Raw genomic sequence first — 14,443 nt, forward strand, 5'->3', positions numbered from 1 at the left:
CGACGAAATGCCTCTGGAGGACTTCATCGAGGCAGGAGTCGATCAGAAATTCGCGATCTATGTGACGAAGAAGGATTATCGTCCGGCGGGACAGCTGAACAGTCCCGCCTCGCTCGCAGCCTATGACTATTACTACTTCCCCTACGATCGTTTCTATCGGCCGGATTCGAAAGCGATTTACAGCGCGGAGCTGATTTTCAAGATCTTCAGGGATATCGGTCATCCGATCGGACATATGCGCAAGATCGCGGATCTGAACTTCGACACGGAGGCGGGTCGCCGATTTCTCCTGAACGACTGGCGTGCGCGCCCCGAGTGCCAATCGGGAGGCATGTCTCGGCAGGCGTGCTGGGAACGTATCCAAGCGGAGGCGATCGTCACGCCGAAAGATCTGGCCGAAGACGGGAAGCTGAAACTCTATCTGACGACTTTCTAGACGCCCGAGGAGCGGGGGGAAGAACCCGGGGGCGATTCTGAGAACCTGCGGCCTCAGCTGGTTCCATGCTCTTGAGCAAGCGCGGCCTTTAAAGCCTCGATCGTGACGCGGATCCGTTCCGCGGCCTTCATGTCGGAGTGAACCACCAGCCAGATGTCGCGCCGGAAGACGGGTCCATCGCCGCTCACGGCGACAAGCCTCCCGTCCTGTTCGGCCATGAAATCCGGCAAGATCGCGATGCCGGCGCCCGCCTTTGCTGCGGCGAGCTGGATTTCCGCGGTGCTGGCGGTGAAGGCGATGGGTCTGCCTGCGGCGATTTCGCGAAGTCTCACCTCTTGCGGCGCGGTCGCCATGGACCCGTCATAGCCGATGAACGTCCAGTCTGGCTCGGGCGTCTCCTTCAGATAGGCCGGGCTCGCATAGAGACGAAACGCCATCACGCCGAGTTTCGTGATCGTAAAATCCCCCGTCTCAGGGCGGCTCAGGCGGACGGCGATATCGGCCTCGCGTCTTTCCAGGGCGGAACTGCGGAATTCGCCGAGGAGACGGATTTCCAGTCTGGGATGCCGTTTTCGCAAAGCTGTGAGCGGCGCGGCGAGCCGGGCGGCCGCGTAAGCCGGCGGTGCGCTGATGGCGACGTCTCCGCTCAATTCGGCGCGCGCTCCGGCCGCCGCGCGTGTGACCGCTTCGGCGCCCGATTCCATGGTCCGGGCGAGGGCCGCGATCCGCTCGCCGTCCGGCGTCAGCGTCAGACGCCGACCGCGCCGGTCGACCAGCTTGACCTGAAGATGCGCCTCGAGTGCGGCGATCCGGCGGGCGACCGTTGCATGCTCCACCCCGAGGATGCGCGCAGCGCCTGCGAGACTGCCATGGGTGGCAAAAACCGAAAAATGGCGGAGGTTCTCCCAATCCATATGTCAATATATTCACAAGGCGAGTGCGGAAAAAGGGAATTTTCTCACGTCCTGTGAGCCGTCATCATCGTGCCGAACAGATGGAGTCCCAGATGGTGGAGTTTGAGGTTCGGATCGCAGCGCCCGGCGGGCCGGAGGTGCTCGAGGTCGTGAAGGCGGAGCCCAGGGAGCCGGGTCCCGGCGAGATTTGCCTGCGCCAGCACGCGATTGGCGTCAGTTTCATCGACATCTATCACCGCAGGGGGCTTTACCCGTTGCCGGCTCCAGGGGTTCCCGGTGTCGAGGGCGCCGGGATCGTCGAGGCCATCGGGCCGGATGTCGAGGGACTTCGGGTCGGGGATCGTGTCGTCTATGCCGGCGCCCCCGGCGGCTATGCTTCAATGCGGCTCGTGCCCGCCTGGCGAGCCGTCCGGCTGCCGCCGGAGGTCCCTTTCGAGATGGCCGCGGCGTCGATGCTGCGGGGCCTGACCGCGCATATGTTGCTCACGGTCAGCCATCCGGTGCGGGACGGATCCGTCCTGCTCGTTCATGCCGCGGCCGGTGGCCTCGGCGTGATGCTGACCCGCTGGGCCAAGACGCTCGGGGCCGTGGTGATCGGAACCGTCAGCACGCCGGAGAAGGCGACTTTCGCCACGGCCAACGGCGTCGATCACGTCATCGTCGGGCGCACCGCCGATGTGGTGCGTGAGGTTTTGGATCTGACGGCCGGACGGGGTGCGGATTTTGCGATCGATGGCATCGGCGGGGACATGCTGCGACAATCGCTGCGGAGCGTGCGCCCTTTTGGCGCCGTCGCCAGCATCGGCTGGGTCGCGGGCCCGGTCCCGCCGATCGGGATCGATGAACTGGGAACGGCGACATTGGCGAAACCCAGCGTCATGGCCTATGCGGCCGATCAGGCGCGCTATCCGGAAGCCGCGAATGCGGTGATCGCTGCGTTCGCGTCCGGGATCACCGCAGAGATCGGCGGGAGTTACCGACTGAACGAGGCGGCGAAAGCGCAGGCCGAGCTCGAGGCCGGGCACACGACCGGCAGCCTGGTTCTTCTGCCGTGAGGTGTGTCATGTCGATCATCGCGCCCGCGACGGCGCGACGTTGACGGGCGCAGCGCCGGATATCATCCCTCCGCGGAAAGGAGGGCAAAACCGACGGACGCCACCAGCATGACCGCAAAGACGACATTCACGGCGCGTCCGGTCGCGGGGTCCGTCAGAATTCGTGAAAAGACCGCGCCAAAGGCGAGCCAGGCCGTGTTGACGATGACGATGACGAGCGCGAGTGCGGCCAGCTTGCAGACGGCATCGGCCGTGAGATCGTCCGCGACGACGGTGTGGCCGGCATAGACCGCCCCGATCGCGGCAAAGGCCTTCGGATTTGCAATCGCCAGACTGAAGCCCGGCACGAAGGCCGGCGCCTCTTCCGCGCGCGGCGCGAGGGGCCCGACGGGGGCTGTGGCGATTTTCCAGGCGAGATAGAGGATGTAGATCCCGGCGAGGATCGTCAGAGCCGTGAGCAAGACCGGCTGGGCCAGGATCAGCGTGGTCACGCCGGTTGCGATCATCAAGAGGACGCCCGTCGTGCCCGTGATGATGCCGACGAGGTAGCCGAGGCTGGAGCGAAAGCCGAAGGCCATGCCGAGACCGGCAAGGCTCATCGTGGCGGGGCCGGGACTTCCCATGAGCGGAAGCGCCGCGAGCCAGAGCAGAAGAATTTCATTCGCCATAGGCGAGGCCCATGCGGGGAGCCGCGCGCTCCTGAACGAGAAGATGCGCGACGGCCGAGAGGATGCCAAGGCCGATCGCGAGATACCAGATCTGATCGTAACTTCCGTAGCGATCGAAGAACACGCCGCCGAGCCAGACTCCGGCGAAGCCGCCGAGCTGGTGGCTCAGGAAGACGAAGCCGAACAGGGTTCCCATCGCGCGCGGGCCGAACATCGTCAAAACCAGCGCGCTCGTCAGCGGCACGGTCGACAGCCAGAGGCCGCCCATGACGAGTGCGAAGACCATGACCGAAGCGGGCGTCACCGGCAGCGAGATGAAGACGAGGATGGCAAGCGCCCGCAGCGCATAAATCGCGGCAAGCACATAGGGCTTCGGAAATCTGGTCCCGAGATGCGAGGCAAAGAGCGTGCCGAAGATGTTGGCGAAGCCGGCCAGGGCGAGCGCCTGTAGGCCGAGCGCCCGCAGCTCCGCCGCAGAGGCCGTCGAGACGCAGAAATTCTGCACGTAGTTCGGAAGGTGCGCGGTGATGAAGGCGAGATGGAAGCCGCAGACGAAGAACCCGGCACTGAGCAACGTATAGCTCGAATGTCCGAAGGCTTTTCGGACGGTTTGCGCGATCGACGCGCTGTCGGCCTCGCCGATCCTCGGGCTGCCGTCGGTGACGTGTGCACGCAGAAACGGAATGCACAGGGCCATGGGGGCGAGCGCGAAGGTGACGACGACCAGTGTCATCCGCCAGTCGAGCCATTCGATCAGCCAGGAGACGAGAAGCGGCAGGACGACCTGTCCCGTCGACCCCATGGCGGAGGTGATGCCGAGATAGCGAGCGCGTTTCTCCACCGGCGCTGCCCGTCCGACCACCGCCAGGACGACCCCGAACGCCGTGCCGGAAATCCCCATACCGACGAGGAGGCCGGCGCCCAGATGCTGCGCCAGGGGCGTGGTGCCGACGACGGTCACCAGCATGCCGGCGACATAGCAGAGAAAGCCGAGCCACAGGGCGCGCCGGTCCCCGAACCTGTCGGCGATGATCCCGAAGCCCGGCTGCGCCAGACCCCAGACGAGGTTCTGGATTGCGATCGACAGCGAGAAGACTTCGATACTGCCGCCAAAAAGGTCGCGCGACAGGGGCTCGATGATGCCGCCGAAGACCGATCTTACGCCGAAGGCCAAGGCGAGCACGATGCTGCCGGCGAGCACGATGATCAGGCTGCCGTGATCCTCAAGCCCGCGATTGTCGGTGCCGCGATTGTCATTTCCGGTGATCGGTCTGTTCGCGGTCATCTCGCGTCCGCCTTCTCACATCCGATGTCTGAACCGCGCGCGGGCAGATTGATCCCAATATCAGGATTGACGGGAAAGCTAGCAGCGCCCTAGACTTTTTAATAACGAATATTGATGAAGTGCGGATTTTGGTTTCGTGAAGTGTGTTCGGTCTTCCAGGTCGGCGCCAGGCGGTTGGGAACGGCGACGTTTTGAGGGGGAGCGCCTTCACCGGAAAGCGATGCGGCAGAGGCTTCACCCGATACGAAAGACCCAGTCATGATGATCGCCCATTACGCCCACCGTTTGCCCGCCCACTACGACATCGGCCTTATCCGCTCGCGGGTGAATGACCGCAGCGGCCAGTGGTCGGCGGTGCCGGATTTGTATTTCAAGGCTTTTCTCGTGCGGGAGATCGGCCGTCTCGGCGCCGTCGCCAACGAGTATTCTTCCCTCTATCTCTGGCGCCAGGAGGACGCCTTTCGGACGTTTCTGAGCGATGGTGGGTTTGACGTCGTGACCCGTTCGTTCGGTCGTCCGTCCATAGCGGCCTACGTTGCCTTGGAGGCTCGGCGCGGCGCCGGTGCGGCCGCGAAGTTCCTTGCGATGAGCGAGAGCGACATTCCGGTCGATGCCGATTTGACGGCGACTCTGGCGGGCGAAGGGGCGTGGTGCCGCGAGGCCGCTTCGGCCAGCGGCACCGTGGTGGCGACGGTGGGCGTGGACACGCGTTCGTGGCGGACCGTGCGGGTTTTGATCACGGAGGGGGAGAGTGCGGATCCGAAGGCGACGCGCTACGAGATCTGTCACCTGGCCCGCCCCCAGTTCGACACGCTGCCGCTCAGCGAGGCCGTCTCCGGGTGAGCGCCCGGCCTCGTCCGGAGCCGTGAGGATTGGTGCATGTTCAGCCACGTGACGCTCGGAACGAACGACATGGAACGGGCGGCAGCTTTTTACGACGCCTTGCTTGCGCCGCTCGGGCTGCGGCAGCGCGCTGTCGAGCCCGATGGGGGGCCTGAGGCACGTTGCTGGATTGCCGAAGGTCAGCAATTGCCGCGCTTTTATGTCTATGCCCCGTTCGACGGCGCACCGGCGAGCGCGGGCAATGGCACGATGGTGGCTTTTGAAGCGCCATCCCACGCGGCGGTCGACAGTGCCTATGACGCGGGACTGGCTTCGGGGGGAGTGGATGCCGGGCGCCCCGGCCCGCGGCTGCATTATGGTGATGGATATTACGGCGCCTATCTCCGCGATCCGGACGGCAACAAAGTCCACATCGTTCACAGGGGTGATCTGCGATGAGAGACATCTCCGGACGCTGTGGCGATGACCGACGCGGCAGAGCATGGCGCCGGGCGGGCGCCTACCAGCTCGGCCGGTAGGTGAGGATCTTGACCGCGGCCGCGCCGAACAGAACGCCGAGCAAGGCATCGATCGGGCGTCGGATCGAGAGGTAGAACCGCGAGGCGGTCGGCGTGGAGAACAGATAGGCGTAGCCGACGAAGACCGTCATCGCGACGAACGCGCAAACGAGGATGACGGTCATCAGGAAGGCGGCGGACGCCGTTTCGCCGACACCCACGGACAAGGTCGCGAGCCAGACCAGAGGCGCCTTGGGATTTGTCAGGTGAAGCAAGAGCCCCTGCGCGAAGCAGCGCTTGAGGCTGCCTGTTCCGGCCGATTTGGGCGTGGCTGCGGGCCCCGCCGTGAAGGCCGAGCGCGCGGATCTCGCCGCGAGGAAGATCAGGTAGAGGCCCCCGGCCATTTTCAGCGCCAGGAAGAGCGTTGCGGAGGCCTTGAGCGCCGCGACAAATCCCAGTGCCGCGATCGAGGCCCAGACCATGGAGCCGAGAACCACGCCGCAGGACAGTGCGACGGCCGGGGCGCGGCCTCTCCCCATGGCCGTTCCCATGATCATCAACGTCGCGGGACCTGGACTTGCGACGCCCACCGTGAAGATCGACAGGATGACGAGGAGGTTCGGCAGGTGCTGCCAGAGCGTATCCGTCGTCATGGGGTGGAATTCCGGTGCTGACCCATAGAGGCTCGGCTCGCCCTGACGCGTGACATCGTGATTGTCTCTTCACGAAAATCTACACGCCGCCCGCCACGCGGAAAAACGAATGTTTGTGGATTGTCAGTTCAGAAAAACGGGTATGTCTGCGGCCTCGTGCCGGTGCGCCTTGCCTGCCGGATGCTCCCGGTCATGGCCGGGCCTGCTGCAGGGTGAGGTCGGCGGCAAGGCGGGCAACCCTGGCGACATCGAGACTGAGGGCAAGTCCGGCGCCGTCCAGTTCGTCGAGGCGAAACCAGCGCGCCTCAAGCGCGTCATCGCCGGCGATGGGTTCCCCGGCAACGTAGGTGCAGAGGACCGCGATCAGCACGAAATGCCGGCGCAGCCGACCGTCGTCGTCGTGGTCGAAGGCATCGACCGCGGTGAAGACCTGGCGCGCCTGCCCATAAATCCCGGTTTCCTCGAAGAGTTCGCGGACCGCGGCTGCCTCGATCGGCTCGCCGGCTTCGATCTTGCCGCCCGGAAAGCCCCAACGTCCGGCATCCGGCGGATTGGCCCGACGGACCAGAAGAATCCGTTCTTCATGGAAGACGGCGGCGATCGTGGCGGCGATGGGGAGAGACCTGGATTTGTGGTGGGTCGTTGCGGGCATAAGGCCTCTCGATCGGGGGCGGCAAAGGCAGCGAGGCGGTGAGACCTGTCCTTTCGCCGGCATGATCCGGTGTGCGAGACGCCGATGCTTCCGATCCGATGAGGCGGCAGCAGACGCATCGGATCGCGGGTCTCAGTGCGGCGCCACGCGATCGATCGTTTCCCGGCGCAGCGCCTCGCACAGATCATGCGCGGCAGGCGTCGCGTTTTGCGACCTGAGGAGCCTCAGCTCGATCGCAGGAAGGGGCGGCAATCCGAGACCGTCGTCGGCGCAAACGATGTCGTCGGGCACACCATGCCCGGTTCTGACGGCGATCCCGAGCTTTGAGCGCAGCGCGCCCCAGATCCCGGGCAGGCTCGGTGTCGTCACCGACACGCGCCAGCGCCTGTCCGCCTGGTCGAGCGCGGCAAGCGTCGCCTGCCGGAAGAGACAGGGGTGATCGAACATCACCAGCGGAACCCGGTCCTGCATGCTCTGGCCGGCAACGGCTTTGTGCATGAGCCATCGCATCGGCAGACGGCCGAGAGGCTCTCCGTCGCCGCCGGCGCCTTCCGGGTAAAAGACGATCGCCCCATCGAGGCGCCCGGCCCGGATTTCATCACTCAGGGTGTGGTTTGGACCGGCGCGGACTTCCACATGCGCCTCGGGATGGTCCGCCGCGAACGCGGTGAGCGTGGCCGGCATCACATCGTCGAAGAAATCCTGCGGGAGACCCAGGCGCACGGTCTCCGAGGCGACGGCCGCACCCAATGTGCGCGCGGCTTCGTCGTTGAGGGCGACGATCTGGCGGGCGTAGGCGGCCAGAGCCTCTCCGGCTTCGGTCGGAATCAGGCCTCTGCCCTTGCGGACGAAGAGCTGGGTGCCCGCCTGTTGCTCGAGCTTTTTGAGCTGCATGCTGATCGCCGATTGCGACCGTCCGAGTTCGACAGCCGCCCGCGCGAAACTGCGCAACTCGATGCCGGCCACCACGGCCCGCAAAGCCTCGATATCGAAGGCTGGATTCACTTCTCGATTCCTGAAGTGGAAGTTTAAATGTATTCGCTATTCAAAAGCGTAGGGCGCTATCAGGCTCACCGTCAATCCCGATGTGCGCGGATTGCGCCTGTGCGGTCGCCCGGCAATCCTCAGCAGTCTCGCAAGATGCGGGGCTTTCTGCCGGTCAGAACCGGTCTCGATCCAAACCATCCGGTCGGCGAGGCCGGTGGCGTCTCCACGAAATCTCCACCGTTTCTCGACCGGGTGTCGAAGGGCGCATGCCAGTGAGGGGACCGGACCCCGAAACGGATATGTTGCATGTCGCCCCGCCTTTCGATCATCGCCTTCGGCCTTTGCGCCGCCGGGCTGTCGTTGTTCTTGATGTTTCGAGGCGAGGCGGGATCAGAGCTCCAAAGCGCGTCGTCTGAGGCGCAGGGACCGACGCAGGTCACCACCATGACGCTTGCGCCGGAGCGCGTCGTCTTGATCGACGAATTGCCCGGGCGCGTGGCCGCCTATCGCAGGGTCGAGATCCGGCCTCAGGTCGGCGGGATCATCAAGAAGCGGTTTGCGGAAGGTGGGACGCAGGTCGAGGCAGGCGACATCCTGTTCGAAATCGATCCGGCCCTGCTTCTTCCCGATCGCGAAACCGCGCGCGCCGGCGTGACGCGTGCCGAAGGGGCGCTGGAGCATGCGCAACGCGGCCTGAAACGCGCCGAAAAGCTCGTGGCGAGCAAAGCGACGAGCCGCAAGGATTACGAAGATGCTCTCAACGAGCTGACGATGGCGCAGGCCAATCTCGCCGAGGCGCGTGCGGTCTTTTACCGGCGCCAGCTCGACCTCGATTTTGCCACCATCAGGTCGCCGATCAAAGGCTATGTCGGGCGCACGCTCGCCGACGAGGGGGCTCTCGCATCGACGTCCAGTCAGACGGAACTCGCCGTGGTGCAGGAACTGGACCGCGTCTATGTCGATCTGCGCGTACCGACAACCAAGCTCGAAGGGTTGCAAAGGGCCGCGAGGCAGGGGCTCGGGCCGGTCGAGATCCTGGATGCGGAGGGCAGGCCGCATCCCCGTCCGGGCAAGCTCGTTTTGTCGGACGTGACTGTGGATACGGGGACCGGCAACACGACGGTCCGTGTCGAGGTGGAAAACCCCGGCTTGCGGCTTCTGCCTGGAATGTACGTTCGGGCAAGACTGCCGCGCGGGCTCCTGCGCGATGCGTTGCTGGTGCCGGAAGATGCCGTCGTCCGCAACGGTGCCGGCGAGGCGCAGATCGTGGTCGTGGCCGACGACGGGCGGGCCTCGCGGCGCGATGTGGTTCTCGGCGACGCCATCGGACGGCGTCTTGTCGTCACCTCCGGGCTGACGGCCGGAGAAGCCATCGTCGTTCGTGGACAGGACCGCGTGCAGGACGGGATGAGCGTGAAAAGGGTCGCCGCCACGCAGGCTGCCTCACCGGCCACCGACAAGCTCTAGAGATCAGATCCCATGCCGCAGTTTTTCATCGACCGCCCGGTCTTTGCCTGGGTGATTGCGATCTTCATCGCGCTCGCCGGACTTGTCGCCATTCCGCAGCTGCCGGTGGCCCGCTTTCCCGTCATCGCGCCGCCGAGCATCAGCATTTTCGCGACCTATACCGGCGCGACGGTGAAGACCGTCAATGACAGCGTGGTGACGCCCATCGAGAAGGAGCTCTCGAGCGTCAAGAACGTGCTCTATTACGAATCCAGTGCCGACTCGACCGGTGGTGCCAACATCACGGTGACGTTCAAACCCGGAACCAATCCGGAATTGGCACAAGTGGACGTTCAGAACCGCCTGAAGGACGCCGAACCGCGCCTTCCGGAAGCCGTCCGGCGCGCCGGCGTCAGTGTCGAGGCGGCAGAAACCGGCTTTCTCATGGTCATCACACTGAAGTCTCTCAGTGGCGAAACCGAAGAGCTGGCCCTCGGCGACTATCTGACCCGCAACATCAGCGAAGAATTGAAGCGCGTGCCGGGCGTCGGCCGCGTCCAGCAGTTCGGCTCCGAACGCGCCATGCGCGTCTGGGTCGATCCGGCGAAGCTGGCGGCCTACGACCTCACCATGGCCGACGTCACGGAGGCCATCACGCGCGAAAACGCGCAAGTCTCGCCCGGACGGGTCGGAGACGAGCCGACAGTTCCGGGGACGAAGATCTCGACGCCGCTGACGGTGCATGGCCAGTTGACCACGCCGGAGGAGTTCGCCGCGATCCCGCTCAGGGCGCAACTCGACGGCTCGCGTCTTCTCCTGTCGGATGTCGCGCGGGTGGAACTCGGCGCTCAGACCCTTGCCTTCAGTGTCAGCAGCAATGGCAAGCCCGCGGCCGCCGCCGCGATCCAGATGACGCCCGGCGCCAATGCCGTCAGCACCGCCGCCGCGATCGAGAGGCGCCTGGCCGAGCTGCAGCTCGCGATGCCGAGGGATATGGCGGTCACGATCTCCTACAACACCGCGCCATTCGTGAAAGTGTCGATCAGCAAAGTCGTGCAGACGCTGGTCGAGGCGATGGTGCTGGTCTTCCTGGTCATTCTGCTGTTCCTGCAGAAGATCCGCTATACGCTGATCCCGACCATCGTCGCGCCCATCGCGCTTCTGGGCACCTTCGCGGTGATGATGGTCGTGGGCTATTCGATCAACGTCCTGACCATGTTCGGCATGGTGCTCGCCATCGGCATCATCGTCGACGATGCCATCGTCGTCGTCGAAAACGTCGAGCGGATCATGTCGCGCCAGGGCCTCTCGCCGAGGGATGCCACCCGTCAGGCGATGCGCGAGATTTCAGGGGCCATCGTCGGGATCACGTTGGTTCTGGCCGCCGTCTTCATTCCGATGGGGATGGCCGGCGGTTCCGTCGGTGCGATCTATCGCCAGTTCACCGTGTCGATGGCGGTATCGATCCTGTTCTCCGCCTTCCTCGCGCTGACCCTGACACCCGCACTCTGCGCGACGATCCTGAGGCCTTCGAACACGCATGCCACAAGCGGGTTCTTTGGCTGGTTCAACAGAAAGTTCGATGCCTTGAGCGCTGGCTACACCGGCGTCGTCGGCTGGATGCTGCGGCGGGGCGGGCGGATGCTGGTCGTCTATGCCGTGCTATTGGTGGCGCTCGGCATCGGCTATGCGCGGGTGCCGACGTCGTTCGTGCCGGAAGAGGATCAGGGAAACTTCATGGCGATGTTCGAGCTGCCGGCCGGTGCCACCGCCGAGCGCACGCGCGAGATCGTCGCAACATATGAGGCCCACACCGCGTCCCGTCCCGATATCGTCGAGAGCATCGTCATTCTGGGCTTCGGATTTTCCGGCTCCGGCCCCAACGCGGCGCAAGCCTTCACCAGCCTGAAGGATTGGAACGAGCGCGAGACCACGGTGAACGAAGAGATCGCGGCGGCCGAGGCGGCGATGGCGGATATTCCCGAAGGCACGGCGATGATCATGAAGCCGCCGGCGATCGAATCTCTCGGCACCACATCCGGCTTCGCTCTCCGGCTGGAGGATCGCGCCAATTCCGGTCCGGCAGCGCTGAAGGCGGCTGAAAACCAGCTGATCGGGCTCGCATCCGAGAGCAGGCTTTTGACCGGCGTGATGACGGAGGGGCTGCCCGACGGCCAAAGCATCGCGCTCAGGATCGATCGTCAGAAGGCGCTGGCGCTCGGCGTTTCCTTCTCGGCGATCAGCGACATGATTTCGACCGCGATCGGATCGAACTACGTCAACGATTTCCCGAACCAAGGCCGGCTTCAGCAGGTGGTGGTGCAGGCCGATGCGCCGGCCCGGATGCATGTCGAGGATGTCCTGCGTCTTCAGGTCCGCAACATCGAAGGCGGCATGGTGACGTTGTCCGAAGTCGTCGAACCCGTATGGGAGACATCACCCCTGCAATTGGAGCGTTACAACGGCTATCCGGCCGCGCGCATCTCAGGTTCGGCCGCGCCGGGGGTGTCGAGCGGCGCGGCGATGGCCGAGATGGAGCGCCTGGCGCAACAGCTTCCAAAAGGCTTCGCGCTCGAATGGACCGGGCAATCGCTGCAGGAAAGGCAATCCGCGGCGCAGGCTCCCATGCTCCTGGGCGCCTCGATGCTGGTGGTCTTCCTGGTGCTCGCGGCCCTCTACGAAAGCTGGTCGATCCCGCTCGCGGTCATGTTGGTGGTGCCCCTCGGCGTCCTGGGCGCGGTCATGGCCGTGCTGGCGCGGGGGATGGAGAACGACGTGTTCTTCAAGGTGGGGCTGATCACCATCATCGGACTGTCCGCCAAGAACGCCATTCTGCTCGTCGAGTACGCCCGACACCTCAGGAACGACGGAATGAGCCTCTATCGGGCTCTGCTGCGGGCATCCCGGTTGCGGCTTCGGCCGATCGTGATGACCTCGCTCGCCTTCATTCTGGGCGTCGTGCCGTTGATGATCGCACAGGGTGCCGGGTCCGAAATCCAGAATGCCATCGGGACCGGCGTGTTCGGCGGCATGCTTTCCGCGACGGTGCTGGCGGTGTTCTTCGTGCCCGTGCTCTACGTTGCCGTCAGCAAGCTGAGCATGCCGAAATCGTGGCGAAAGACCTGAAACCGGGGGGCTCGGGCAAGTGAAGCTGCAGGTGCGGGTGTCAGGAATCGAAGAATGGCCATCAACAACGCTTTGATTTTGATCATCGAAGACGAGCCCGAGATTGCCGACATCATCGGGACCTACATGTCGCGCGAGGGGTTTCGGACCATCACCGCGGGCGATGGGCGTGTCGGGCTCGAGCATCATCTGCGCCTGCGGCCCGATCTCGTGGTCCTCGACATCAAGCTGCCGGGACAGGACGGTTATGAGGTGCTGGCGGCGATCCGCCGGCGTGGCGATACGCCGGTGATCATGGTCACGGCGCTGGCAGAGGATCTCGACAAGCTTCAGGCTCTGCGCATCGGTGCCGACGATTATGTCGTCAAACCGTTCAACCCGCTGGAGGTGGTGGCCCGCGCCAAGGCCGTGCTGCGGCGAACCATGGGGCGCGGCAGCGAGCAGGTGCTGCGCGTCGGCCCGCTGAGCGTGGACCCGCAGGCTTATCGCGTCGCGGTGGAAAGTCCGACGGGCCCCGTGGCGCTCGAGCTGACGCGCACCGAATTTCGCATTCTCGCGCATATGGCCGCGAGCCTCGGCAAGGTGTTCGAGCGCTCCGAACTCGTCGATGCCTGCCTGCCGGAAGGCGAGGCGCTCGACCGGACGGTGGACAGCCATGTCAGCAATCTGCGGCGCAAATTGGCGGCGGTCGGGGCCGACGGGTTGCTTACGGGTGTGCGTGGCGTCGGCTACCGGCTGGACAGCCCTCATGTCTAGAAACCTGAATTCCCTGATCGTCCGCGCGATGATCGCGTTGACCCTCTTGGCCTTCGCCGTCGTCTATTTCGGGCTGACTGCCTATTTCTTCTTCATCTACGAATGGCTCTATCCGGAGTTCACCGAAGACGATTTCCTGCGCACCGGCGACGTCGTCACGTTGGGGCTGCTTCTGGGGATCGGCATATCGACGGCCTCGTTGCTCGGCTGGATCCTTGCGCGGCGGATTGTGGAACCGTTGAAATCGGTGGCCGGGGCCGCGCGCCGGGTCGCGGAGGGGGATTTCTCCGCACGCGCCTCCCTGCGTCGGGGCAATTTCGGCGAGGCGAGCGATCTGGTCGACGACTTCAACCAGATGGCAGAACGGCTGCAGCGGGCCGAGGCGGAGCTGCAATATTCGAATTCCGCGATCGCGCATGAACTGCGCACGCCTTTGACCATCCTGCGCGGGCGATTGCAGGGCCTGCTGGACGGCGCCTTCGCCCCGAGCGCCGCGCTCTACGAAAGGCTCATCGAGCATGTGGACGATCTGTCGGCGATCGTGGAGGAATTGCGGACCCTGGCGTTGAGCAATGCGGGTCAGCTCGATCTGCAATCTTCGCGTCTCGATCTGGCGGTGGAGGCCGAGGCGGCGCTGACCTCGCTCGAGGATCAGCTCGGCAAGGCCGGGATCGCCACGACCCTGGCGTTGAGGAGCGCCGTCACGAGCGCCGACCGCTCGCGCGTGCGACAGGCCTTCGTGGCGCTTCTCGAAAACTGCTGCCGCTATGCACCGCAAAGCACCGTCCATGTCGAGACCGGCGCGGAGGGGCAGCATGTCTTCTTCCGCTGCAGCGACACCGGGCCCGGCCTTTCCGACGAGGCCCGTCCGCGCGCTTTCGAGCGGTTCTGGCGGGCCGACGAGTCGCGAGGGCGGAGCGGCGGCGGCTCTGGCCTGGGCCTGCCCATCGTCAAGGCGATCGCGCAGGCGCATGGCGGTGACGCCTTGATCCTTCCGTCCGACGGACCTGGTCTTGCTGTCGAAATCCGGCTGCCGGTGGCAGCCACGGGCGCGCGGATCGACCGGCGGCCGCAAGCCGCATCGGAGAGGGATGCGCTCTCTGGTCGTTCGCTCGCCTGACCTCG

The 14,443-nt window shown here is 65.0% G+C and carries 15 protein-coding genes (1 of these 15 running past the window's edge); 9 read left to right on the forward strand and 6 right to left on the reverse strand.

Going from position 1 to position 14,443, the window contains the following annotated elements; all coding sequences use genetic code 11:
* On the forward strand, window positions 1-436 hold the 3' portion of the coding sequence (locus ACK8CP_RS18500; protein ID WP_414832782.1) for a YiiX/YebB-like N1pC/P60 family cysteine hydrolase. Its footprint begins 296 nt before the window's first position; 436 of the gene's 732 nt are visible here — the last part of the coding sequence; the start codon falls outside the window, past its left edge; its stop codon occupies window positions 434-436.
* A 53-nt stretch (window positions 437-489) separates the two neighbouring features.
* Here the strand turns inward: ACK8CP_RS18500 and ACK8CP_RS18505 are convergent, their stop codons facing one another.
* Complete coding sequence (locus ACK8CP_RS18505; protein WP_414832783.1) at window positions 490-1,350, reverse strand: LysR family transcriptional regulator; 861 nt, start codon at window positions 1,348-1,350, stop codon at window positions 490-492.
* Between the two features lie 95 nt (window positions 1,351-1,445).
* On the opposite strand from ACK8CP_RS18505, the gene ACK8CP_RS18510 reads away from it, so the two are divergent.
* The gene (locus ACK8CP_RS18510) at window positions 1,446-2,405 is read left to right on the forward strand and encodes a quinone oxidoreductase family protein (protein ID WP_414834299.1); all 960 of its coding nucleotides are present in this window, start codon (window positions 1,446-1,448) and stop codon (window positions 2,403-2,405) included.
* Between the two features lie 62 nt (window positions 2,406-2,467).
* Here the strand turns inward: ACK8CP_RS18510 and ACK8CP_RS18515 are convergent, their stop codons facing one another.
* Together ACK8CP_RS18515 and ACK8CP_RS18520 are read right to left on the reverse strand one after the other, a co-directional pair.
* On the reverse strand, window positions 2,468-3,073 hold the full coding sequence (locus ACK8CP_RS18515) for a LysE family translocator (protein ID WP_414832784.1): 606 nt from the start codon (window positions 3,071-3,073) through the stop codon (window positions 2,468-2,470).
* Window positions 3,063-4,358: an MFS transporter gene (locus ACK8CP_RS18520; protein ID WP_414832785.1), complete on the reverse strand. Its 1,296-nt coding sequence runs from the start codon at window positions 4,356-4,358 to the stop codon at window positions 3,063-3,065. The genes ACK8CP_RS18515 and ACK8CP_RS18520 overlap by 11 nt, the downstream gene beginning before the upstream one ends.
* 258 nt (window positions 4,359-4,616) lie before the next feature.
* On the opposite strand from ACK8CP_RS18520, the gene ACK8CP_RS18525 reads away from it, so the two are divergent.
* Both ACK8CP_RS18525 and ACK8CP_RS18530 read left to right on the forward strand, forming a co-directional pair.
* Complete coding sequence (locus ACK8CP_RS18525; protein ID WP_414832786.1) at window positions 4,617-5,201, forward strand: DUF4865 family protein; 585 nt, start codon at window positions 4,617-4,619, stop codon at window positions 5,199-5,201.
* A gap of 36 nt (window positions 5,202-5,237) precedes the next feature.
* Entirely contained in the window at window positions 5,238-5,639 is a 402-nt protein-coding gene (locus ACK8CP_RS18530; protein ID WP_414832787.1) for a VOC family protein, read from the forward strand.
* Window positions 5,640-5,700: 61 nt separating this feature from the next.
* On the opposite strand, the gene ACK8CP_RS18535 is transcribed toward ACK8CP_RS18530, so the two are convergent.
* The 3 genes from ACK8CP_RS18535 to ACK8CP_RS18545 all read right to left on the reverse strand — a co-directional run bounded on the left by ACK8CP_RS18535 (window position 5,701) and on the right by ACK8CP_RS18545 (window position 8,008).
* Window positions 5,701-6,351: a LysE family translocator gene (locus tag ACK8CP_RS18535; protein WP_414832788.1), complete on the reverse strand. Its 651-nt coding sequence runs from the start codon at window positions 6,349-6,351 to the stop codon at window positions 5,701-5,703.
* 190 nt (window positions 6,352-6,541) lie between these two features.
* Entirely contained in the window at window positions 6,542-7,003 is a 462-nt protein-coding gene (locus ACK8CP_RS18540; protein ID WP_414832789.1) for an NUDIX hydrolase, read from the reverse strand.
* Window positions 7,004-7,135: 132 nt separating this feature from the next.
* Window positions 7,136-8,008 (reverse strand): LysR family transcriptional regulator, encoded by an 873-nt coding sequence (locus tag ACK8CP_RS18545; RefSeq protein WP_414832790.1) that lies wholly within the window; start codon window positions 8,006-8,008, stop codon window positions 7,136-7,138.
* 135 nt (window positions 8,009-8,143) lie between these two features.
* On the opposite strand from ACK8CP_RS18545, the gene ACK8CP_RS18550 reads away from it, so the two are divergent.
* From ACK8CP_RS18550 to ACK8CP_RS18570, 5 genes are read left to right on the forward strand one after another with little or no spacing between them, the layout of a single operon-like run.
* On the forward strand, window positions 8,144-8,266 hold the full coding sequence (locus tag ACK8CP_RS18550) for a hypothetical protein (RefSeq protein WP_414832791.1): 123 nt from the start codon (window positions 8,144-8,146) through the stop codon (window positions 8,264-8,266).
* Window positions 8,267-8,296: 30 nt separating this feature from the next.
* On the forward strand, window positions 8,297-9,457 hold the full coding sequence (locus ACK8CP_RS18555; protein ID WP_414832792.1) for an efflux RND transporter periplasmic adaptor subunit: 1,161 nt from the start codon (window positions 8,297-8,299) through the stop codon (window positions 9,455-9,457).
* 12 nt (window positions 9,458-9,469) lie between these two features.
* Window positions 9,470-12,562 (forward strand): multidrug efflux RND transporter permease subunit, encoded by a 3,093-nt coding sequence (locus ACK8CP_RS18560; protein ID WP_414832793.1) that lies wholly within the window; start codon window positions 9,470-9,472, stop codon window positions 12,560-12,562.
* Window positions 12,563-12,622: 60 nt separating this feature from the next.
* Complete coding sequence (locus ACK8CP_RS18565; RefSeq protein ID WP_414834300.1) at window positions 12,623-13,318, forward strand: response regulator; 696 nt, start codon at window positions 12,623-12,625, stop codon at window positions 13,316-13,318.
* Window positions 13,218-14,438, forward strand: coding sequence for an ATP-binding protein (locus ACK8CP_RS18570; protein ID WP_414832794.1), 1,221 nt, complete (start codon window positions 13,218-13,220; stop codon window positions 14,436-14,438). Before ACK8CP_RS18565 ends, ACK8CP_RS18570 begins: the two co-directional genes overlap by 101 nt.
* Window positions 14,439-14,443: the final 5 nt, after the last annotated feature.

The organism is Afifella sp. YEN Y35 (assembly GCF_047553465.1).
GTDB classification, from domain to species: domain Bacteria; phylum Pseudomonadota; class Alphaproteobacteria; order Rhizobiales; family Afifellaceae; genus Afifella; species Afifella aestuarii.

Bases quoted from the DNA above. Each gene is read 5' to 3' on its own strand.
- ACK8CP_RS18505 (WP_414832783.1), bottom strand. From the start codon at position 1,350: ATGGATTGGGAGAACCTCCGCCATTTTTCGGTTTTTGCCACCCATGGC.
- ACK8CP_RS18515 (WP_414832784.1), bottom strand. From the start codon at position 3,073: ATGGCGAATGAAATTCTTCTGCTCTGGCTCGCGGCGCTTCCGCTCATG.
- ACK8CP_RS18520 (WP_414832785.1), bottom strand. From the start codon at position 4,358: ATGACCGCGAACAGACCGATCACCGGAAATGACAATCGCGGCACCGAC.
- ACK8CP_RS18525 (WP_414832786.1), top strand. From the start codon at position 4,617: ATGATGATCGCCCATTACGCCCACCGTTTGCCCGCCCACTACGACATC.
- ACK8CP_RS18530 (WP_414832787.1), top strand. From the start codon at position 5,238: ATGTTCAGCCACGTGACGCTCGGAACGAACGACATGGAACGGGCGGCA.
- ACK8CP_RS18535 (WP_414832788.1), bottom strand. From the start codon at position 6,351: ATGACGACGGATACGCTCTGGCAGCACCTGCCGAACCTCCTCGTCATC.
- ACK8CP_RS18540 (WP_414832789.1), bottom strand. From the start codon at position 7,003: ATGCCCGCAACGACCCACCACAAATCCAGGTCTCTCCCCATCGCCGCC.
- ACK8CP_RS18550 (WP_414832791.1), top strand. From the start codon at position 8,144: ATGCGGGGCTTTCTGCCGGTCAGAACCGGTCTCGATCCAAACCATCCG.
- ACK8CP_RS18555 (WP_414832792.1), top strand. From the start codon at position 8,297: ATGTCGCCCCGCCTTTCGATCATCGCCTTCGGCCTTTGCGCCGCCGGG.
- ACK8CP_RS18560 (WP_414832793.1), top strand. From the start codon at position 9,470: ATGCCGCAGTTTTTCATCGACCGCCCGGTCTTTGCCTGGGTGATTGCG.
- ACK8CP_RS18570 (WP_414832794.1), top strand. From the start codon at position 13,218: ATGTCAGCAATCTGCGGCGCAAATTGGCGGCGGTCGGGGCCGACGGGT.